The 22,328-nt window shown below is 37.8% G+C and carries 19 protein-coding genes; 13 read left to right on the plus strand and 6 right to left on the minus strand.

The genetic code is table 11. The features are described from left to right. Nucleotides 1-3: 3 nt before the first annotated feature. Both whiA and BALCAV_RS08815 read left to right on the plus strand, forming a co-directional pair. Complete coding sequence (gene whiA, locus BALCAV_RS08810) at nucleotides 4-963, plus strand: DNA-binding protein WhiA (RefSeq protein WP_003321877.1); 960 nt, start codon at nucleotides 4-6, stop codon at nucleotides 961-963. A gap of 92 nt (nucleotides 964-1,055) precedes the next feature. Then, a complete protein-coding gene (locus tag BALCAV_RS08815; protein WP_003321878.1) occupies nucleotides 1,056-1,310 on the plus strand; it encodes an HPr family phosphocarrier protein in 255 nt (84 codons plus the stop codon). A gap of 715 nt (nucleotides 1,311-2,025) precedes the next feature. On the opposite strand, the gene clpP is transcribed toward BALCAV_RS08815, so the two are convergent. From clpP to BALCAV_RS08845, 6 genes are all read right to left on the minus strand, one after another. Next, nucleotides 2,026-2,607: an ATP-dependent Clp endopeptidase proteolytic subunit ClpP gene (gene clpP / locus BALCAV_RS08820; RefSeq protein WP_003321879.1), complete on the minus strand. Its 582-nt coding sequence runs from the start codon at nucleotides 2,605-2,607 to the stop codon at nucleotides 2,026-2,028. 453 nt (nucleotides 2,608-3,060) lie between these two features. After that, nucleotides 3,061-4,617 carry a response regulator gene (locus BALCAV_RS08825; protein WP_004427364.1) on the minus strand — a complete coding sequence of 519 codons (1,557 nt, stop codon included), beginning with the start codon at nucleotides 4,615-4,617 and terminating at the stop codon, nucleotides 3,061-3,063. Further along, nucleotides 4,592-6,406 carry a cache domain-containing sensor histidine kinase gene (locus tag BALCAV_RS08830; RefSeq protein WP_004427366.1) on the minus strand — a complete coding sequence of 605 codons (1,815 nt, stop codon included), beginning with the start codon at nucleotides 6,404-6,406 and terminating at the stop codon, nucleotides 4,592-4,594. The genes BALCAV_RS08825 and BALCAV_RS08830 overlap by 26 nt, the downstream gene beginning before the upstream one ends. A gap of 88 nt (nucleotides 6,407-6,494) precedes the next feature. Then, nucleotides 6,495-7,784, minus strand: coding sequence for an ABC transporter substrate-binding protein (locus tag BALCAV_RS08835; RefSeq protein ID WP_004427368.1), 1,290 nt, complete (start codon nucleotides 7,782-7,784; stop codon nucleotides 6,495-6,497). Nucleotides 7,785-7,848: 64 nt separating this feature from the next. Beyond that, nucleotides 7,849-8,670, minus strand: coding sequence for a carbohydrate ABC transporter permease (locus BALCAV_RS08840; protein WP_004427370.1), 822 nt, complete (start codon nucleotides 8,668-8,670; stop codon nucleotides 7,849-7,851). Continuing rightward, nucleotides 8,670-9,527, minus strand: a complete 858-nt coding sequence (locus BALCAV_RS08845) for a carbohydrate ABC transporter permease (RefSeq protein WP_081939237.1) — start codon at nucleotides 9,525-9,527, stop codon at nucleotides 8,670-8,672. Before BALCAV_RS08845 ends, BALCAV_RS08840 begins: the two co-directional genes overlap by 1 nt. Nucleotides 9,528-9,977: 450 nt before the next feature. Between BALCAV_RS08845 and BALCAV_RS08850 the strand changes: the two genes are divergently transcribed. The 11 genes from BALCAV_RS08850 to BALCAV_RS08900 all read left to right on the plus strand — a co-directional run bounded on the left by BALCAV_RS08850 (nucleotide 9,978) and on the right by BALCAV_RS08900 (nucleotide 22,319). After that, the gene (locus BALCAV_RS08850) at nucleotides 9,978-10,223 is read left to right on the plus strand and encodes a glutaredoxin family protein (protein WP_004427375.1); all 246 of its coding nucleotides are present in this window, start codon (nucleotides 9,978-9,980) and stop codon (nucleotides 10,221-10,223) included. Nucleotides 10,224-10,578: 355 nt separating this feature from the next. Then, a complete protein-coding gene (locus tag BALCAV_RS08855) occupies nucleotides 10,579-11,598 on the plus strand; it encodes a sugar-binding transcriptional regulator (RefSeq protein ID WP_004427377.1) in 1,020 nt (339 codons plus the stop codon). Between the two features lie 135 nt (nucleotides 11,599-11,733). After that, nucleotides 11,734-12,741, plus strand: a complete 1,008-nt coding sequence (gene gap / locus BALCAV_RS08860; RefSeq protein WP_004427379.1) for a type I glyceraldehyde-3-phosphate dehydrogenase — start codon at nucleotides 11,734-11,736, stop codon at nucleotides 12,739-12,741. Between the two features lie 108 nt (nucleotides 12,742-12,849). Further along, nucleotides 12,850-14,031 (plus strand): phosphoglycerate kinase, encoded by a 1,182-nt coding sequence (locus tag BALCAV_RS08865; RefSeq protein ID WP_004427381.1) that lies wholly within the window; start codon nucleotides 12,850-12,852, stop codon nucleotides 14,029-14,031. Nucleotides 14,032-14,085: 54 nt separating this feature from the next. Then, the gene (tpiA, locus tag BALCAV_RS08870; RefSeq protein ID WP_004427383.1) at nucleotides 14,086-14,841 is read left to right on the plus strand and encodes a triose-phosphate isomerase; all 756 of its coding nucleotides are present in this window, start codon (nucleotides 14,086-14,088) and stop codon (nucleotides 14,839-14,841) included. Beyond that, nucleotides 14,838-16,385 (plus strand): 2,3-bisphosphoglycerate-independent phosphoglycerate mutase, encoded by a 1,548-nt coding sequence (gene gpmI / locus BALCAV_RS08875; protein WP_040323816.1) that lies wholly within the window; start codon nucleotides 14,838-14,840, stop codon nucleotides 16,383-16,385. The genes tpiA and gpmI overlap by 4 nt, the downstream gene beginning before the upstream one ends. Before the next feature lie 16 nt (nucleotides 16,386-16,401). After that, nucleotides 16,402-17,691, plus strand: coding sequence for a phosphopyruvate hydratase (gene eno, locus BALCAV_RS08880; protein WP_004427387.1), 1,290 nt, complete (start codon nucleotides 16,402-16,404; stop codon nucleotides 17,689-17,691). A 479-nt stretch (nucleotides 17,692-18,170) separates the two neighbouring features. Next, on the plus strand, nucleotides 18,171-19,517 hold the full coding sequence (locus BALCAV_RS08885) for an FAD-binding oxidoreductase (RefSeq protein ID WP_004427389.1): 1,347 nt from the start codon (nucleotides 18,171-18,173) through the stop codon (nucleotides 19,515-19,517). Between the two features lie 33 nt (nucleotides 19,518-19,550). Further along, complete coding sequence (locus BALCAV_RS08890; protein ID WP_004427391.1) at nucleotides 19,551-20,417, plus strand: ABC transporter permease; 867 nt, start codon at nucleotides 19,551-19,553, stop codon at nucleotides 20,415-20,417. Nucleotides 20,418-20,451: 34 nt separating this feature from the next. Continuing rightward, nucleotides 20,452-21,450 carry an ABC transporter substrate-binding protein gene (locus BALCAV_RS08895; protein ID WP_004427392.1) on the plus strand — a complete coding sequence of 333 codons (999 nt, stop codon included), beginning with the start codon at nucleotides 20,452-20,454 and terminating at the stop codon, nucleotides 21,448-21,450. A 29-nt stretch (nucleotides 21,451-21,479) separates the two neighbouring features. Continuing rightward, complete coding sequence (locus tag BALCAV_RS08900) at nucleotides 21,480-22,319, plus strand: creatininase family protein (protein WP_004427396.1); 840 nt, start codon at nucleotides 21,480-21,482, stop codon at nucleotides 22,317-22,319. The last annotated feature ends 9 nt before the right edge of the window (nucleotides 22,320-22,328 follow it).

A 22,328-nucleotide genomic window follows, 5' to 3' on the forward strand; every position in this document is an offset into this window, starting at 1 on the left:
ATAATGTCCTTCGCAGCCACAACAAAAAAAGAATTAACTCAATTAGAAAGTGATGATTGCTGTGCACAAGCAGAACTTGCTGCCTTAATTCGTATGAATGGTACAATTTCCTTTGGTAGTCAGCAATTTAGTTTAGATATTACAACGGAAAATGCAGCAATTGCTAGAAGAATTTATACACTAATTAAAAGGCAAAACCCTGATATCTATTTAGAGCTACTCGTTCGAAAAAAAATGAGATTAAAGAAAAATAATGTTTATCTCGTTCGGATATCCAAACAGGCACGTGACTTATTAGAAGTACTTGATATTATTGGTGAGGGAATGACCTTTAATCGAGCGGTTTCTACAAAGCTTATGAAAAAAGAGTGTTGCAAAAGAGCGTATTTACGTGGAGCCTTTTTAGCGGGTGGTTCGATTAATCACCCAGAAACATCTTCTTACCATTTAGAAATCTTTTCGTTTCATCAAGAACATAATGATTCATTATGTGAATTAATGAACGAATATCATCTAAATGCCAAAACATTGGAACGCAAGAAGGGGTTCATTACGTATATGAAAGAAAGTGAAAAGATAACCGAGTTTCTGAATATAATTGGTGCCCATCAAGCACTGCTTTATTTTGAAGATGTCCGCATTATGAAGGATATGAGAAACTCAGTTAATCGTTTAGTTAACTGCGAAACCGCTAATCTGAATAAAACAGTAGGTGCAGCCCTTCGTCAAGTGGAAAATATTCGTTTAGTTGACCGAGAATATGGTTTAGAAAATTTGCCACCTAAATTAAGGGAAATGGCGGTCTTACGAATGAATCACCAAGATGTTACCTTGAAAGAACTAGGTGAAATGGTTGATGGCGGCACAGTTAGCAAGTCAGGAGTCAATCATCGATTAAGAAAAATTGACGATATTGCCGATAAGATTCGTAATGGGCATAAGATAGAATTTAAAAAAATATAAATTGTTTCTTGGAAGTTGTATAACTGGGCAGCGAGGAAAAAAAAGCTGCCCATTAACACTTAATTTTAGTTTAATAAAGGAGGAGATGTTGAATGGTACAAAAAGATGTAATCGTTCAATTAAAATCAGGATTACAAGCCCGTCCGGCGGCTCGCTTTGTACAGGAGGCCAACCGTTTTGCAGCCGATGTTTTTATCGAAAAAGAACATAAAAAGGTTAATGCTAAAAGTATTATGGGGTTGATGAGTTTAGCTCTTGGACACAAAGCAGAAATGACTTTAATTTGTGAAGGACATGACGAACAAGAAGCGTTAGAAGCTTTGGTCGATTTTGTTGAAAGCGAATAGCATTTCATACTATCATTATTATCATTTTTATTTTTTTAGAGATTTGGACAAGTTGTATGAACTTTATGTTTTAAAAAGCGCAGCTACTAATTTGATTTAGTAGACTGTGTTTTTTATTATGACTGTGGATAAGTATAAAGACGCACAGCCGTTTTTGAACAAAAACTGGGGGTAATGTGCATAAACATTTGGATAATTATAAGAATTATCAGAATATTATAGTGGTTGTGTATAAGTTTCAACCAAATAGGAGCAGAATTTTATAAAAAGGAGATTTTATTGTGGATGAAGGAGCGAATGTGGATAAGTTACGGATCTATGATGAAAGTCGTGGGTGAAGTGTATATTTGGAGAGTGGGAAGGAGGGCGAAGAAAGCGAATGAAGTCAAAAGCAGGTGAATAAGAGCATTTAAGGGAATCAAAGGGCTTCAATGAAGTCAAAAGCAGGTGAATCAGAGAGTCAAAGGGAATCAAAGCCGGCCAATGATACCAAAAGCAGCTGAATAAGAGCGACAAAGGGATGCTGTGTATGGAAGAAGTTGAATTGTGAATAAGGAGGAGGTAAGCTGTTCTTCCTTATTTGCCTATGCTTGCTAGCCTGATAGGTGTGGCAGATAAAGCCAATGTAAGCAAATGAGTTTTGGATAAAATGAAAAAACGATTACTCACTATTAAAGCGAGTAATCGTTTTATTAACTAGGACTTTATTTGGCGATTAGCTTGACTTAATGATATCATCGATGAGGCCGTATTCTTTTGCTTTTTCAGCTGTCATGAAGTTGTCACGATCTGTATCGCGTTCGATTACTTCAAGAGGTTGGCCAGTTCGTTCAGCTAGGATTTCGTTTAATGTTTGACGCATTTCTAAAATACGACGAGTATGAATTTCAATGTCTGTTGCTTGACCGCGTGTTCCACCTAATGGTTGGTGAATCATCACTTCACTGTTAGGAAGAGCATAACGTTTGCCTTTTTCGCCTGCTGAAAGAAGGAAAGCACCCATTGAGGCCGCCATACCAATACAAATCGTGGAAACTTTTGGTTTGATAAAATTCATTGTATCGTAAATGGCCATACCAGCTGTGATAGAACCACCAGGGCTATTAATATAAAGTGAGATATCCTTGTCTGGATCCTCAGCGTTTAAGAATAGCAACTGAGCTACGATGGAGTTTGCGACATTATCATCAATTGCTGAGCCTAACATAATAATACGATCTTTTAAAAGACGTGAATAAATGTCATAGGCACGTTCACCACGATTTGTTTGTTCGATAACTGTAGGAATTAAATTCATAAGAAAAGCCTCCTTTAAATTTGAATAACTGTTTCATTTGGTAGAGGTGATTTATGTACATCATACCTAATAGGTCAAAGAAGGTCAAATGTTTTACCTCTCCTTATCATAACTATTCATGATTACTCTTTCAAATCCCTTCTTACAGCATAGCCGAATTTAGAAAAAATGAAACCAAAAAGTGACTATAAATTCATTTTTGTTGGCAAGTGAGGTGAAATTTAAGGGAAACAGAGAATCCGAATGAGACCAAAAGCAATTGAATAAAAGCCGTAAAGGGAATCAAAGAGCCGCAATGATTCCAAAAGCAATCGAATAAAAGCCGCAAAGGGAATCAAAGAGCCGCAATGATTCCAAAAGCAATCGAATATGAACCACAAAGGGAATCATAGGGTGTCAATGAAGCCCGAAGCTATCAAATTAAGAGCAATCGCTCCTCCTCGCCCCTGACCTTTAGCTTCGTTTTTGATAATAGGTTTGGCGGTAATCACTTGGGGTGAGGCCGACGATACGTTTAAAAACTTTTGCGAAGTATTTATCATGCTGATAACCTACTGCTTCGGCAACTTCGTATACTTTAAGATTTGGATTGGCTAAAAGCTCCTTCGCTTTTTTAATACGAAAATTCATTAAATAGTCGGTAATGGTTTGGTTAAATTCTTGTTTGAACTTTCGTGAGATGTATTCTCTACTTAAGTAAAAATGCTCGGAGATTTCTTGTAAACTAATTTCATAATGGTAGTGACTTTCAATATAGGAAGCCACCTTGCTCATATTCGTTTGTTCTTGCTCACCAAGCGTTGCGACTAAATCAAATAGTTGAAAAAAATCTTCTCTTTTTTCTTGCTTAAAGTGGTGAAAGGAAAAACGTCCATCCTGGGTCCAATAAAGTTGACGTTGGCTGGGTAGTTCTTCTTTTTGAAGCCAATGCGAGCGTAAAATATCAAAATGATTTTCCCAGTTTTTTAGAAATCGAAAGGTAATAGTGTGATTTTTTTCAATCGATTCAAAAATGGAATGAAGCAAAAGATCGAGTTGTTGTTTATGCCCACATTCGATTGTCCATTTCAATTCATCTTTATAATCTAATAAAAGCCATTTCCTGTTATGATGGGCTGTTAGTGATTCCGTTTCTTGATTAATCAAATTGTATGAAGCTAATTTTGTTGATGCTTTAAGATAGCTTTCTTTTGGGTGAGCATGAGCTGGACCGATCACAAAATGTGGCTTTATTTGATAACGACTCCATAACGCTCTTTTCACTTGAGTCAGTGCGGACTCTAGCCGCCGAGAAGAATGACTAATAAAAACCAGTTCTTCATCATTTTCTAAGTGGGAAAAAACGAAGCCAGCTTGTTCTTGCTCCATAATCGGTTTTGCGATTGATAAAAGTTCAGTAACCGCAAGCTCTCCATTCCCTTCAAAAATAAAAGATTTTAACATTGTCATCGAAAAAATTGCGACTGTTAATGGCTGAGAGTCGAGGTGGAGCTGAAATTCTCGTTGAAAAAAATCGCGTTCACTTTGAGTCCAATCTGCTATCGTGACAAGCTTTGTTAACCACTTGTCACAGTAAATAGGATGGATCTCGCTAACAACTTTTTCTTTTTCTTGCTCTAATTCTTTTGCTTTTTTCTGCTGTAAAACTTCATCGACTGCTCGAGCCAAGACCTCGTTTAATTCACTCGGATCGATCGGTTTTAATAAATAGTCAAAGCTCCCAAATTTAATCGCATTTTTCATATATTCAAAGTCATCATAACCACTTATGACGATCGTTTTCGCATTTAAATGAGATTGATTAAGCCACTTGAGAAGTTCAACACCATTTGTTTTTGGCATTCTCATATCCGTAAAAATAATATCTGGCTTTTCCGCAGTAATGATTTGACGAGCTTCGTCTCCATTTTCCGCTTGTAAGATCGTATCAATCTTAAAGCGTGACCAATTGGCTAGGAGTAACAAACCTTCTCGAACATGTCTCTCATCGTCTACTATGATCGCCTTCAAGAACCTCACCCTCCATCTTGATTGGTAATATGATTCGAACTTTAAATCCGCCAGTTTGTATGTTTTCTAAAGACATCTCTGTATGCTCGCCATAATAGAGCTTTAAACGGCGATACACATTTTGTAAGCCAATGCCTGTTCCACTATTGCTAACCATATTTTGATTAGTGGCCAGCTGTGTGTTAATCATTTCTAATCTTTCTTCGGAAACTCCAAGACCATTATCTTGAATTTCTATCACGATTTTATCTTTGTGCTTATCACAAGTAACAGAAACGGTTCCAACAATCTCGTGGCTATCAAAGCCGTGGTTAAAGTAGTTTTCCACGAGTGGTTGTAAAATCATTTTCGGGACATATACCTCTTTGACGTCATTTTTAATCATAATCGAGTAGTCTAATTTATCTTCAAAGCGTTGTTTTTGTAAAAGAAGATAAGAAGAGAGATAATCGAGCTCTTGTGATAAGGTCACCATTGATTCAGATGTATTGATGCTATAGCGCATGATTTTCGATAAATCGGTAATGAGTGTATAAACTTTAGGGGCATCACTTTTTAACGCCAATGTCCCAATTGATTGTAGGGCATTATAAAGGAAGTGCGGATTAATTTGTGACTGTAAAACTTTCAATTGATTCGTTTTATTTTCGATTTCTAATTTATATTCGCGATTAATAAGCTGATCGATCTTTTTCACCATTGATTTAAAACTCTCCCCAAGTTCACCGATTTCATCATTGCCAAGTGAGTGGAATTGTACTTTCATATTGCCTTTTTTGACTTCATTTATATTTTTGACAAGGACGGTCAAGGGGTTCGTGATTTTAAAGGAAACAAATAAAGTAGCGACGATGACTAGAAATAGGCCTAACATTCCGAAAATGATATTAATAAAAGCCACATTATAAGCACTTTCGAATAAGGTGCTAGCAGGAATGATTTTTATAAGCTTCCAGCCACCACGAGATTCAGCGATTGTATCATAAATTAAAACAAACGGCTCATTCGATTCAGACCACTCTAAAACACCACTATTTTGTTCTTGCGCTAGCACTTGTGCAATCCACTCTTGTTCCTTTCTTTCGTTTAATACGGAGGAGGACTGATAAACAAACTCGCCCTCGGTTGTAACAATAAAAAGCTCCTCATTTCCTTTTATATATAGATGTTCACTTAATTCAACGAGCTTCCGTCCATTGATTTGTAAGGAAATATAAGCGAGAATGTCTTTAGCTGGAACGTTTTGTAAAGAGCGGTGTAAGCTAAAAGAATGATGGGGATTTTTCCCTTCATTCGGTTTGATATATAAATTAAAAGGGCTTTCACTTGCTTGCTCATAAAAGGAAAAATTCAAATCCTTTCGTTGTTCGGAATAAATGACCGAAGATTGTTTAGAAGTTGTAATAAATTGACTGTTCTTTTCAATAAATAAATCGACGGATTCGATGCTTTGATCCGCGTACAATATCGTTTGTAATAACTGATTTACGGAACGAACAGATATAGGTTGTTCTCTTAAGTTGGCTGATTTTAAATAGCTAATAAATTCAAGATTGTTATAAACAGATAAGGTTAGGTTATTAAGCTCCTTTACATAACTATCGATGTTGACTTTCCCTTGATAAAGGAGGTTTACATTTTCTTCAACTGCTTGGTCCTTTAATGATTCCTTTGTATATAAAAAAGTGACCACAATCGAGGCACCGAACGGAATAATCGTAAATAATAATAAAAGAGTAATTAATTTTTGGCGAATGCTAGATTTCAGTTTGAACACCTCTTCCAACATTTAAATCTATCTTTAAGTATAAAGTAGAAAGCATACCTAAGATAGATATGCTTTCTAAATATATTTTGTTAGAAGATATTTGAAGCTATTACTTTAAATTTTGCCAAGTGGAATCCATTCTTTCGAGTACCGTATCGTAGTCAATTTGACCGGCTACATATTCTTGGATAATGGCAGCGAAGTCTTGATTCGCACCGTCTGGCCATCTAAACCAGTTCCACGGTAATGTTTGATCGTCTGATGAATATTCTAAAATGACTTCACCTAATGCTCCGAGTCCGGTTGGTTCAATATGGTCAAAGGCTGGAATAAAAGCAAATTCTTCTGTCATATAACGTTGACCTGTTTCAGAAGATACCATCCAGTCTAATAGTAATTTGGCTTCTTCAATATGTGGAGAATTTTTATTAACCGCCCAGTTGTTTGGAACGCCAATTGGTAATCTTGCATCACCGTTATCATCTAATGAGATAGGGAGGATCCCCATGTTCATCTCTGGATTCAGTTCATAAATCATATTTTCAATCCAGTTTCCTTGTTGAATTATTGCCGTTTCACCTGTTGCAAAATAAGTTACTTGAGAATTATAATCGGTCGTTAAAGGATTTGAGTTTCCATATTCAATCTCTAAATCAACTAAACGTTGAAAATCAATAAACTTCTGGTTGTTTGCCATTGTTTCAGTGCCTTCTGATAATGCATCAATAAAAGCAGCTGGGTCGTCTTGTTCAGCAAATGGAATGTTTAATAAATGTTGGCCAATGACCCACCACTCCGCATATCCAGCAGAAAAAGCGGTAATGTCATTTTCCTCTAATTTTTGAACAGCAGCTAGTAATTCAGAATAAGTCGTTGGTTCTTCGGTAATACCTGCTTCTGCAAATAAATCTTTGTTGTAAATAAATCCATATCCTTCAAGGTTAACAGGCATTCCGTAAAGTTTACCGTCTGTATCAGTCATTGGTACTGCACCAATAGGAAGGAGGTGTTCAACCCAAGGTTCGTCTGATAAATCGGCTAAATGCTCTTTCCATAATCCAAGCTCTGTAAAGCCTCCGTTATTGAAAATATCTGGTTGTTCGCCTGAAGCAAATTTTGCTTTTAATGCAGCACTATAATCAGCACCACCACCAACTGTTTCTAATTGGACGCGAATGTTCGGATGTTCCTCATGAAATTCCTGTAGCATCTCAAGTAATTGGTCGGCAATTTCGACTTTAAATTGGAACATGTTTAAGGTTACAACCTCATCACTACTACCTGATCCACCTTGATCTCCATCTGTTGTAGAAGATCCATCTGTCTCATCTGAACCACAAGCACTTAATAATCCTAACGCTAAAATTGATGTAAAAAACCACTTTGTTAACTTCTTCATATTCAGTAACCTCCCCTTTAATTGTACTATTTAATTTGTAGTAAAAACTACAAAATGGATAACGTTATTTAATTGAACCAGCGGCAATTCCTTTAATAATATGCTTCTGCAAAAATAAGAAGAAAATAATAACAGGAGTAATCCCTAGAACTAATGCAGCTAATCCCATATCCCACTGTTTTGTATACTGAGCAAAGAATGAGCTCGTCGCGAGTGGAATCGTTCTTAAGTTTGGATCCTGTAAAACAAGAAGTGGTAATAAGTAATCATTCCAGATCCACAACGTATTTAAAATAACGACTGTAACCGTAATCGGTTTTAACAAAGGAAAGACAATATTCCAAAAAACCCGAAACTGTGAACAACCATCTATACGTGCTGATTCCTCAATTTCAATCGGTACAGTCTTAATAAAACCGTGGTAAAGAAATAAGGAAAGCGGGACACCAAAGCCGAAATACATAATGACAATGCCAGGAATGCTATTCATAATACCAATCATGCCACCCCATTTAACGAGTGGAATCATTACCGCTTGAAAGGGAATGACCATGGCCGAGACAAACATAATAAAAAGAATTTTGCTGAACTTCCCTGGAGTCCTAACCATTTTCCAAGCCGCCATTGAACTAATTACGACAAGACCAATATTACTTAAAACAGTGATAATAAAAGAGTTAAAGAAGGCCTTTGGGAAATTAATAATCTGCCAAACCTTTACATAGTTTGAAAACAAAACTTCTTTCGGTAAGGCCGCCGAATTAACTAATATTTCCGAGAAACTTTTTAAAGAATTGACAATAACAAAGTAAAAGGGAATGAGGAAAATAAGCGCGATAATGATTGCGATAACCTCTAGTAAAAACGTTCGCTTTGTATAGTGCATCAAGCTTCAACCTCCCTTTTCTTTGTAATCGATACTTGAATTGTTGTAAATATTGCGACAACTAGGAAGAAGAGAATCGATTTTGCCGAGCCAATTCCGTAGTTATTCATCGTAAATGCTTCATTATAAATGTTAATCGCAACCGATTCGGTCGAGTTAAATGGACCACCACCTGTTAAGGAAAGGTTTAAGTCAAATATTTTAAAGGCCATTGAAATCGTTAAAAACAAACAAATCGTAAAAGCCGGCAAGACAAGCGGAATGATGATTTTTCTAAGTAGTTGGAAGGCATTAGCCCCATCAATTTTTGCGGCTTCTATTAGAGAACGATCCAACCCTTGTAATGCGGCAACATAAATGACCATCATATAACCACTAATCTGCCAAGCGAAGACAATAACAATGCCCCAAAAAGCGGTGTTGGCATCTCCTAACCAAGGTTGCTGAAAGAAACCAATGTTGGTCATATCGCCAATCACGGCAAAACCACGAACAAAGATAAACTGCCAAATAAATCCGAGTAAAAGTCCACCAATGACATTCGGTAAAAAATAGACGGTTCTTAATAAATTTTTCGTTTTAAGTGCCGCATTTAAAATAAGTGCTAACGTAAAACCAATCGCATTACTAATTAAAACAGCGGCAATCATAAACTTGGTTGTAAAAAGAAAGGAGTTAAAGAAACGCGTATCATTTGTAAAAATCCTTATATAATTATCAAGTCCAACCCATTCAACTGTTGAACTAATGCCATTCCATGAAGTGAAGGAATAATAAACCCCCATCCCAAACGGAATCATCTGAATCATGATAAAAAATAATAACGCAGGACCAACAAATGCCAAATATCCAATCATCGAACGTGCTCGTCTTTTTTTTGCTGCTTTTGTTATTAATGAATCACTAAGTCGAGCATGTGATTCCTCTTGTTTTGTCACTAACGCCACACGCTAGCACCTCCTCTTTTAAGTGAAAAATTGAGTTAAATATGAGTAAAGTTAAGAATATAAAGTGTGAATGAATAAAATGTTAGCGGTTGCTTTTGATGAAACTGGTTTGCTTTGTAACCGCTTACAGTTATTAATTATAAGGACAAATGTCTAAAAAGAATATCCACTCAGTTGACTAAAGAGGTGCACTGTATTGACCTATGTTAGTTGCGATTGAATCAAAGGCTCCCAATGAAGCAAAATGACCATTAATAAAAGCAGCAAAAGAAATAGAAGAGCCCTTTCTCACCTCAACTCCTCCATATTTGCCCTTCATACATAAAAAAGAGTACAATTAAATCAATAGGAGTTGAGTTAATGATGGTGCAAGTAGAAGTAATGTCAAAAAATCAATGTCCACTATGCGTGGAAGCGATTGCTGAGTTAAGAAACCTTCAGAATGAGATTGAGTTTGAGATTAAAGTGACGGATATTTATCAGGATGATGCCCTTTTGGAAAAGTATCAACTTATGATTCCTGTTGTTTTAGTTGGAGGGAAAGAAGTTGGCTATGGTCATATTTCTGCATTAGATGTTCGGGAAGCGATAAAAAAGTTAAAATAATGAGGTTTTGTTTGTTCCATAATTGGTTATAGTAGAATAGTGATAAATGGAACAATAAAAATAATCGCTCATTTACTGAATATTTAGCTTGTATCTGGATGAGATTATTGATAAAATGATGTTGAAGACAGAGAGGTTATTTTTTATTCTTATCGGGACGTAAAATGTCATCGCGGGACGTATTCCGACCCTGATGCACTTGCCGACAAAATATATGCACTTGAATGTATTTAAGAGTAAAATTATATTTTTTTGTTTTCGTGGGACGTAAAATGTCATCGTGGGACTGTTTATGACCCGGAACGAAATTAACCTATTCAAAATCGCCATTAGGAAGTCAAAAGGAGCTTTGGATATGAGGTCTTTAATCACGTTACAAAAACAATTATTGCCTGATGTGCTTGATGTGATGGTGAAGCGCTATCGAATTTTACAAAACATTCGATTGATGCAACCGATCGGAAGGCGCAGTTTATCGGCCAATATTCAATTATCAGAACGTGTATTAAGAAGCGAAGTGACGTTTCTGAAGGATCAAAGGCTCGTTGATTTTACGACTGCTGGTATGAGCTTAACCGAACAAGGCGAAGGATTATTTCTTGAATTAGAAGAGATGATGAAAGAGCTACTTGGTTTAAGCAGTTTAGAGAAAGAACTTGAACAGCGACTTGGGGTACCTAAGGTGATTGTTGTATCGGGTGATAGTGATGAGAATGATTGGGTGAAGCATGAATTAGGTCAGGCAACATCACTTGAATTAAGTTCTCGTCTCAAACCAAAAGATGTTGTAGCTGTTATGGGTGGGACGACTTTAGCCGCTGTCGCACGTATGATGACAGCCGATGCTAAAAATCGAGAAGTTGTTTTTGTGCCAGCACGTGGTGGTCTCGGTGAAAAAGTGGAAAATCAGGCGAATACAATTAGTGCTGAGTTCGCTAGTCGAGCAGGTGCCCAGTATCGTTTGTTACATGTTCCTGATCAATTGAGTGAAGAAGCATATTCTTCCTTAATTTTAGAGCCATCTGTGCAAGAAATTTTAACGATTATCAAATCCGCTTCTGTTGTTATCCACGGAATTGGAGATGCGGAAACGATGGCCACACGAAGAAATTCGAAAGTGCCTTCCCTCCAAAAATTAATAGACAATCATGCAGTAGGTGAAGCTTTTGGTTATTATTTTGATGAAAATGGGAAGAGTATTTATAAGCAACGAACAATTGGTTTGCAGTTAGATGAACTGGACCAAGATAAGTATGTAATATCAGTCGCAGGTGGTCATTCAAAAGCCAAAGCGATTGCTGCATATGTGAAAAATCGCCCAAGTGATGTATTGGTAACAGACGAAGGGGCAGCGAGAAGTTTACTTGATTTATAAGATAGTTAGATAAGAGGGAATTTCCTTTAGGTTGATGTTTTATGCATCGATCGTGAATGAATACTCGAACATTCCCTTTTTGATATAAATTTTTTTAAAATAAAATTGGATGGAAATTATAGGAGGAGATTTATCATGGCAACAAAAATCGGTATTAATGGTTTTGGAAGAATTGGACGTAATGTATTCCGTGCAGCTTTAAACAACCCAAATGTAGAGGTAGTGGCAATCAACGACTTAACAGATGCCCAAATGCTTGCACACTTATTAAAATATGATACAGTTCACGGTAGATTAGACGCAGAAGTTGAAGTTAAAGAAGATAACTTAGTTGTAAATGGTCAAGTGATTAACGTTTCTGCTGAGCGTGACCCAGCAAAATTAGCATGGGCTGATCGTGGTGTTGAAGTTGTTATTGAATCAACTGGATTCTTCACAAAACGTGCGGATGCAGCGAAACATATCGAAGCAGGTGCTAAAAAAGTTATTATCTCAGCTCCAGCATCTGATGAAGATATTACGGTTGTTATGGGTGTTAACGAAGACAAGTATGACGCTGCTAACCACAACGTTATCTCAAATGCATCTTGTACAACAAACTGCTTAGCTCCATTTGCGAAAGTATTAAACGATAAGTTTGGTGTACGTCGTGGAATGATGACGACTGTTCACTCTTATACAAATGATCAACAAATCTTAGACTTACCACATAAAGATTACCGTCGTGCTCGTGCAGCTGCGGAGAATATTATTCCAACATCTACTGGTGCTGCAAAAGCGGTAGCGTTAGTTCTTCCTGAATTAAAAGGAAAATTAAATGGTGGAGCAATGCGTGTTCCAACACCTAACGTTTCATTAGTAGATTTAGTAGCTGAACTAGATAAAGAAGTAACTGCAGAAGAAATCAATGCAGCATTTAAAGAAGCAGCTGAAGGTCCATTAAAAGGAATCCTTGGTTACAGCGAAGATCCATTAGTTTCTGGTGACTACAATGGTGATGCTCATTCTTCTACTATCGATGCTCTTTCAACAATGGTTATGGAAGGAAACATGGTAAAAGTTATTTCTTGGTATGACAATGAATCTGGTTATTCACACCGTGTTGTTGACCTTGTTGATTATATTGCTAGTAAAGGCTTATAATCTAATTTGATAGTGAAAAATGGGGAGTAGAATTTTTCTAGCTCCCCTTTCCATTGATTAAGGATATCCGTCTAAAAAAATAGGTAGGCTAAAGGAGGTCATATGCTCATGAATAAACAATCGATTCGTGATCTTGACTTAAATGGTAAAAAGGTTTTTTGTCGTGTTGATTTTAATGTGCCAATGAAAGATGGTGTCATTACAGACGAAACTCGTATTCGTGCCGCGATTCCAACAATTGATCTATTAGTAGAAAAAGGGGCAAAGGTTATTTTAGCGAGTCACCTTGGTCGTCCAAAAGGTCAAGTTGTTGAGGAATTACGTTTAACTCCTGTGGCAACAAAACTAAGTGAGCTTCTTGGTAAGGATGTCAAAAAAGTGGATGTCGCTTATGGAACAGAGGCAACAGAAGCAGCAAATGGGCTAGATAATGGCGAGATTCTTTTATTAGAAAATGTTCGTTTTTACGTTGGGGAAGAGAAAAATGATCCTGAGTTAGCGAAAGAGTTTGCAAAATTAGCAGATGTGTATGTGAATGATGCCTTTGGTGCTGCTCACCGTGCTCATGCTTCGACTGAAGGAATTGCTCATCATTTACCAGCAGCAGCCGGTCTTTTGATGGAAAAAGAGCTTGACGTGTTAGGGAAAGCTCTATTAACTCCAGAACGACCTTTTACAGCGATTATCGGTGGAGCGAAGGTGAAAGATAAAATTGGGGTTATTGAGAACTTGTTAGAAAAAGTGGACAACCTTATTATCGGTGGTGGACTAGCTTATACATTTATTAAAGCATTAGGACATGACATCGGAAAATCTCTTTTAGAAGAGGATAAAATTGATTTAGCTAAATCCTTTATGGAAAAAGCAAAACAAAATGGTGTTCATCTTTACTTACCAACGGATGCCTTAGTTGCTGATGATTTTGCTGAAGATGCCAATACAAAGGTTGTACCAATTGATTCAATTCCATCAGATTGGGAGTCTTTAGATATTGGACCAGAAACCATTGCTACATATCAAAAAGTTGTAAGCGAATCTAAACTTGTCATTTGGAATGGACCGATGGGTGTATTTGAAATGAACACGTTCGCTAATGGAACAAAAGGTGTGGCGAATGCCTTAGCGGAAAGTGAAGCTTATTCTGTTGTTGGTGGTGGAGATTCAGCCGCAGCTGCAGAAAAGTTTGGTGTCGCTGATAAGATGAGTCATATCTCGACAGGTGGCGGTGCATCACTTGAATTTATGGAAGGAAAAGAACTTCCAGGAGTCGTCGCGTTAAACGACAAATAATGAAAGCTAGTAGTTAGAGTAATATAATTTTAAACGATTGGATGAGGTGAAATCATGCGTAAGCCAATTATTGCAGGAAACTGGAAAATGAATAAAACACTTGGAGAGGCTAAGTCGTTTGTTCAAGAAGTAAAGTCGAATATCCCGGCAAACAATGAAGTCGATGCTGTTATTTGTTCACCAGCGCTTTTCTTAGAAAGTTTAGTAAAAGAAGCTGAAGGAACAGAATTAAAAATTGGAGCTCAAAATGTTCATTTTGAAAACAGTGGAGCTTTCACGGGCGAAGTCAGTCCAGCTGCTTTAGCTGATATGAACGTTGATTATGTCATCATCGGACATTCAGAGCGTCGTGAAATGTTTGCTGAAACAGATGAAACAGTGAACAAAAAAGTACATGCGGCTTTTGCTCATAACTTAGTACCTATTATGTGTTGTGGGGAAACAGACGAAGAACGTGAAGCAGGAAAAACGAATGATATTGTCAAAACTCAAGTAGAAGCGGGCTTAGCTGGATTAACAGTTGAGCAAGTGAAAGAAACAGTTATCGCTTATGAACCAATTTGGGCAATTGGAACAGGAAAATCGTCATCAGCAACAGATGCTAATGAAGTCTGCTCATACATTCGTAAAGTCGTTGCATCAGCGTTTAATACAGAAGCAGCAGATGCGGTTCGTATTCAGTATGGTGGCAGTGTAAAACCAGCTAATATTGCCGAATACATGGCACAGTCTGATATTGATGGTGCTCTTGTCGGTGGTGCGAGCTTAGAAACGGATTCCTTCCTTGCACTTGTGGAGGCAGGAAAATGAGTAAAAAGCCAGTAGCCTTAATCATCCTTGATGGTTTCGCCTTAAGGGATGAAGTAAAAGGAAATGCCATTGCTCAAGCGAAGAAGCCAAATTTTGATCGCTACTGGAATCAGTTCCCACATGCAACATTAGAAGCACAAGGGGAAGCGGTTGGTCTACCAGAAGGACAAATGGGGAACTCTGAAGTAGGTCATCTTAATATTGGAGCCGGACGGATTGTTTACCAAAGTTTGACACGAGTCAATTTATCGATTCGTGAAGGCGAATTTTTTAGTAATGAAACGCTAAATAATGCCATGGCCCATGTGACAGAGAAAAATAGTGCCCTTCATTTATATGGCCTGTTATCTGATGGTGGAATTCATAGTCATATCGAACATTTATATGCGATTTTACAACTGGCTAAAACACGCAATGTCAAAAAAGTGTATATCCATGGATTTTTAGATGGACGAGATGTAGGTCCAACGACGTCTGAGATTTATATCAAACATTTAGAAGCAAAAATGGCGGAGCTTGGAGTCGGAGAAATCGCTACTTTACACGGCCGTTATTATGCAATGGATCGTGACAAGCGCTGGGACCGTGTTGAAAAATCATACCGAGCGATGGTCTATGGTGAAGGTCCAAGTTACCACTCACCAGCTGAGGCGATTCAAGATAGCTATGGGAATTCGGTTCATGATGAATTTCTAATTCCTTCTGTTATGACAAAAGAAGATGGCTCACCGGTAGCGAAAATTGAAAATGATGATGCGATTATTTTCTTTAATTTCCGCCCGGACCGTGCGATTCAAATGTCGCAAGTTTTTACAAATGAAGACTTCCGTGGTTTTGAACGTGGGGACAGTCACCCAACGAATATTCATTATGTATGTTTAACTCAATTTAGTGAAACAGTAAAAGGGTTTGTTGCTTTTAAACCGACTAACCTAGATAATACCTTAGGGGAAGTTCTATCACAGCAAAATTATAAGCAACTTCGAATTGCTGAAACAGAAAAATATCCACATGTTACGTTTTTCTTTAGTGGTGGACGTGAACAGCCATTTCCTGGTGAGGAGCGAATTTTAATTGATTCGCCTAAAGTGGCAACATATGACCTGAAGCCAGAAATGAGTGCTTATGAAGTCACGGATGCACTAGTCGCTGAAATTGAAGCGGACAAACAAGATGTGATTATTCTAAACTTTGCTAATCCAGATATGGTTGGACATTCGGGAATGCTTGAACCGACGATTAAAGCCGTTGAAGCCGTCGATGAATGTTTAGGTAAAGTCGTTGAAGCGATTTTAGCCAAAGGTGGAGCAGCTGTCATTACAGCCGATCACGGAAATGCGGATGAAGTAATTACGCTTGCCGACACACCAATGACAGCTCATACGACAAACCGTGTACCTGTTATTGTAACAAAGGAAAACATGAGTTTAAGAGAAGATGGCATTTTAGCAGACTTGGCACCAACCGTTTTATCTTTACTAGGAGCTAAGCAACCAGAAGAAATGACAGGAAAATCTTTAATTAAAAATAAAAAACAATTTTAAGGAGATGACGTTTGTTATGACAATGATTACAGATGTTTATGCACGCGAAGTATTAGATTCTCGTGGGAACCCAACAGTAGAAGTAGAAGTTTATCTAGAATCAGGAGCAATGGGCCGTGCGTTAGTACCAAGTGGTGCTTCAACAGGTGAGTACGAAGCGGTTGAATTACGCGATGGTGGCGAGCGCTTTTTAGGAAAAGGTGTTTTAAAAGCCGTTGAAAATGTGAATGAAATTATTGCTCCAGAAATTATCGGAGTGGACGCTTTAGACCAACTTGGAATCGATAAATTAATGATTGACCTTGATGGCACAGAAAACAAAAGCAAGCTAGGTGCAAACGCGATTCTTGGTGTTTCTATGGCTGTTGCCCATGCTGCTGCTAACGCATTAGGAATTCCTTTATACGTTTACCTTGGCGGGTTCAGCGCGAAGCAATTACCAGTACCAATGATGAACATCATCAACGGTGGAGAGCATGCTGATAACAACGTTGATATTCAAGAATTTATGGTTATGCCTGTAGGTGCTGAGAACTTTAAAGAAGCCGTCCGTATGGGAGCAGAAATTTTCCATAACTTAAAATCAGTTCTTAAATCTAAAGGTTACAACACAGCAGTAGGTGATGAAGGTGGATTTGCTCCAAACTTATCATCAAACGAAGAAGCGTTATCAACGATTATCGAAGCCATTGAAAAAGCTGGTTACAAGCCAGGTGAAGAAGTTCAATTAGCAATGGATGTTGCTTCTTCTGAGCTTTACAACAGAGAAGATGGCAAATACCACTTATCAGGTGAAGGCAAAGTGCTTACATCTGAACAAATGGTTGAGTTCTACGAAGATCTTGTTTCTAAATACCCAATCATCTCCATTGAAGATGGTTTAGACGAAAACGACTGGGATGGTCATAAGCTATTAACAGATCGTTTAGGTAAAAAAGTACAATTAGTTGGAGACGACTTATTTGTAACAAATACGAAAAAACTAGCTGAAGGTATCGAAAAAGGAATCGGAAACTCGATCCTAATCAAAGTGAACCAAATCGGTACATTAACAGAAACATTTGAAGCAATCGAAATGGCGAAGCGTGCAGGTTACACAGCGGTTATCTCTCACCGCTCTGGTGAAACAGAAGACGCAACAATCGCTGACATCGCGGTTGCCACAAATGCCGGCCAAATCAAAACAGGTGCTCCGTCTCGTACAGACCGCGTAGCGAAGTACAACCAACTTCTTCGCATCGAAGACGAATTAGCAGCTGTAGCCACTTACCAAGGGCTAAACTCTTTTTATAACTTGAAGAAGTAATCAATAAAGTTTAGAGCCACTTACACTCTTGGGGTAGGTGGTTTTTTACGTTTTTGAGAGGAAGGAAAGCGTTCAAAACGAAAGGATAGGAAATCACCTTTTAGTTATGATGATATTCCACCTAAAAATTATGATAGCGTATACAAAGGCGAGAATAAGTTCTTTTTTCGGTTTTAACTTTGTGATGTTATACCGCAATAGGTGGCTTGTTAGATAAAATAGCATGATCGATTCGGAATTTAAATAGATAAAATATATACATAATGAAAAAATAGTAATAAAAATAAGATCATTTAATCTATTATTAATCGCTAATTTAAAACAAAATAATATGTCAGAAAATTTAACTTATTAAAACAAAAAGAGAAGTAAATCAAGTAATGTAAGGATAATGAAGAACAAACGAAGGTAATGAAAAACGGATGTTGAGAAGTTTATAGCTTAATAAGCCATTGAAATTTTTGAAGGGGTGAGTAGCTTTGAATCAATCTGTGCTGGAGCAATTAGAAAGTGTGATCTTAAAGGGTGAAATTGTAACGGAGGAGCAAAAGGTTTTAAAGCTATCAAAAGATTATTATTGGTATTCACCCGTTTTAAAAGATGACCTGGAGGAGAAAAAGGCCGATTTTATTGTGATTCCTGATAATACAGCAGAGGTTTCTGAAATTTTACAGATAGCTAGAAATGAACAAATTCCTGTCACGATTCGTGGGGCTGGAACAGGTAATTATGGACAAGCGATTCCAATGACCGGAGGGGTTGTGGTTGATTTAAGTCGCTTAAATAAAGTAATTGATATGCAACTAGGTTATGTAAAGGTTGAAGCTGGTATGAGGTTAAGAGATCTAGAAAAACAGGCTAATGTACAGGAGCAGGAATTAACGATTTACCCGTCCACCTTTGCTAAGGCAACAGTTGGAGGGTTCGTTTCAGGAGGATCAGGAGGGGTTGGATCCGTTACTTGGGGGAATCTTTGGGATGGAAATGTGTTAGCAGCAACGGTCATGACGATGACGGATCCTATCGAGATTTTTACTGTACAAGGAAATGAGTTAAAGGATTACATTCACAGCTATGGGACGACTGGTGTTTTGGTCGATGTGACATTGCCGCTTAAGCCTAAACACAATTGGCGTCAGTTAGTTTTAAAATTTGACGGTTTATCAAATACATTAAAGTTTACAAGAGAAATCGCAGAGTCAAGCAATTGGAAAAAGAGATTAGTGACGGTTTTAGAAGCTCCTATCCCTTCGTTTTTTAAACCATTAAAAAAAGTCATTACGGAAGAAGGAGACTATGCTTTTTTAGAAGTAGCAGATGAGCAATACGAAGCTATTCTTTCATTAGCTAAACAATTTAAAGGAAAAGAAGTGTATACAGTCATTCCAGATAATTATCGGAAAGGAATAGGGATATCTGATTTTACTTGGAATCATACAACGTTATGGGCGTTAAAGGCAGATACGGATTGGACATACTTACAAAATTTCTTTGAATTGGAGCGTTTTGAAGAACAGATTGAATTAATTAAAGCCAAATTTGGTGATGAGGTGCTGATTCATATTGAATGGCTTCGAGACAGAGGGAGATTAATCCCAGCCGGTTTACCGCTTGTTAAATACTCAAGTAAAGAAAGATTATATGAGGTAATAGATTTCTTTAATCGCAATGGTGCTAGTGTGAATGATCCCCATACTTATTTACTGGGAGCAGGTGGCTGGAACCTGCAGCTGGAGTCGATTGCGAACAAGAAAAAAATAAATGATCCTTATGATTTACTGAACCAAGGGAAATTGCCGACTCCAGAACAAGTGTCGGCATCGTGATTTGATAATACGAAAGGAAAGCTGGTGATTTGGATGGCTAGAGGAATAATAGATACAGGACAGGTTGCCGTTACTGAAAAAAAGCGAGTTTCACTATCTGATAGTTGGAAGATAAAACAAAAAGAGGTCATTAAAAAAGTATTGCCCCCTGTTTTAGCATTGGGACTATTTATCGTTTTATGGGAAGTGAGTGTTCGAGTTCTTGGGATTGCCCATTATATTTTACCAAAACCAACCGATATTTATGTCGCTACAGTTGCCAATTGGGATAATTTAATACGAGCTTTACAGACGACCGTCATTGAATCCGTATTAGGGTTTATGTTTAGTGTCATTATCGGGATTGGAGTAGCTGTTTTAATGGCGAGCTCAAAGTGGATAGAAAGAAGCTTCTATCCTTATGCTATTATTTTACAAACGATTCCGGTTGTAGCGATCGCTCCTATCATTGTGATTTGGTTTGGTTCTGGAATGAATGCCATTATTATTATTGCCTTTACCATTGGCTTTTTCCCGATGTTATCAAACACATTAATTGGTTTAAATGCAACGGATCATAAACTAAAAGATTTATTTCAACTATACAATGCTTCAAAATGGCAAATTATGTGGAAGTTACGATTTCCTGCTGCCTTACCCTTTATTATCGCGGGGATGAAGATTTCCTGTACATTAGCGGTAGTAGGAGCGATTGTTGGTGAGTATATTGCCGGTGTTGGTGGAGGTGCAGGTGGGATCGGATATGCCATTACTGTTGCAGCATCAAGACTACAAACCCCTTATTTATTCGCCTTAGGGCTTTCAGCAGCGGTTCTTGGGATTGTCTTTTTCTTACTTGTGAGCTTTTTCTCAAGAAAATTACTTAGCTCATGGCATGAATCAGAATTGGAAAAAGAATAAACACGATTATATACAAAACGAGGGGGCCTTTTGAATGAAACAGGGGTTGTGGAAATCATTTATAGGTGCAAATGTCGCAATTGTAACTGGATTACTTTTAACAGCATGTGGCTCAGATAATGCTAGTTCAGGTGAAGACGGTGAGGAGTTAATCGAAATTACTCAAGTAACAAGTTGGTTTCCTCAAGTGGAAAATGCAGGACAATACTATGCAGCATTAGAGGGGTTTTATGAAGAAGAAGGTTTATCTGTGACGACAGAGCCAGGTGGTCCAACCGTTTCTTCAACGCAAATTGTCGCTTCAGGAAACGCTGAAATTGGAATGGCCCAAGCGGATCAAGTATTAAACGCGATTAACGAAGGGATTCCATTAGTCGCCTTTTTTACTAACTTCCAAAAGACGCCACAAGGCATTATGTTTCATGCCGATCAACCGGTTGAGACTTTTGACGATTTAGCTGATGGATATGAAGTCTATACAGCTGCTGGAGCTGGTTATTGGGAATATTTAGTTCATTCTACGTCCATTACGGATGAGCAAAATCGAGTGTATAGCGGTGATAATACAACCTTTGCTACTAATAAAAAGGCGGCTTCCCAAATGTATGTGACTTCAGAACCTTTTTATTTAGCACAGGAAGGAATAGAAACCAACCATTTATTAATTGCGGATTCAGGCTATTCTCCGTATGGCGATGTTCTGTTTACGACTAAAGAATATTTGGAGGAAAATCCTGAAGTCATTCAAGCGTATGTCAATGCCATTACAAAAGGGTGGAACGCTTTTAAAGAGAATCCAGAGCCACTTTATCCTTATATCATTGAATTAGAGCCAGAAAAAACAGTGGAGCAAATGGAATATGCAACAGAACAAATGCAAGATTTAGTCTTCGGTGGGGATGCGGCAGAGCACGGAGTAGGGACGATGACAGAAGAACGATGGCAGACGTTAATCGATCAATTGGTTGAATTAGAAATTATTGATGAAGGTTTAACAGTGGAGGAAGTCTACACCAATCAGTTTTTAAATTAGGTAGTGGTCATGACGAGGAGGGTGATATTTTGAAAGCAGAAAAGCACGGAAAGGCGTGGCAAGATTTTTTCTTACCACGCCTTTCTACTAATGAAGTAGCTGCATTAGAGAAAGAGAAGGGGGCTGTTGTTTTACCGATTGCGGCGATTGAGCAGCATGGACCACACCTCCCTACTTATACAGATACGCTTATTGCAGAAGGATTATTAGAAGCCACCTTTGAGCTTTTAAACAGAGAAGACAATATTTGGCTGTTACCGCCACTTCCGTATGGAAAAAGCACCGAGCATTTTGGTCATCCTGGAACTTTTACTTTGTCCGAGACAACATTACAGCATGTGATTTTAGATTTAGCTGAAAGTGTAAAGGCAAGTGGATTTACCCGTTTCGTCCTGTTTAATACGCATGGGGGCAACTTAGATTTAATTAACATGATCGCAAGGGAAGTAAGAATTCAAACAGGGTTAATGGTTTTTAAAATGTCAGGAATGGATTATAAAGGTGTTTTAAACGGGTTATACACAGACAAAGAATTAACCTATGGCATTCATGGTGGTGATGTTGAGACATCGATTATATTAGCTTTGCAGGAAGGGTGGGTTCATATGGATGTAGCTCAAAGCCAAATGTATCAGCCTTATCAAGACGGTGAGATTGTGATTGATATTAAAGGTAGCCCTTCAGTTGCTTGGATAGCTGATGATGTCTCAGATTGTGGAACCTCAGGAGATGCGACTTTGGCAACACGAGATAAAGGAATCGAAACGATTGCACGTCTTAGTGAACCATTAGCCAAAACATTACAAAAGATCAGTACTTTTGAAATGGATGTGCTAAAGAATAGTTCAATTGTTTCAGAAGTGAAATGAATGGTAAGG

It is taken from the genome of Alkalihalobacillus alcalophilus ATCC 27647 = CGMCC 1.3604, assembly GCF_000292245.2.
Lineage (GTDB): Bacteria > Bacillota > Bacilli > Bacillales > Bacillaceae_D > Alkalihalobacillus > Alkalihalobacillus alcalophilus.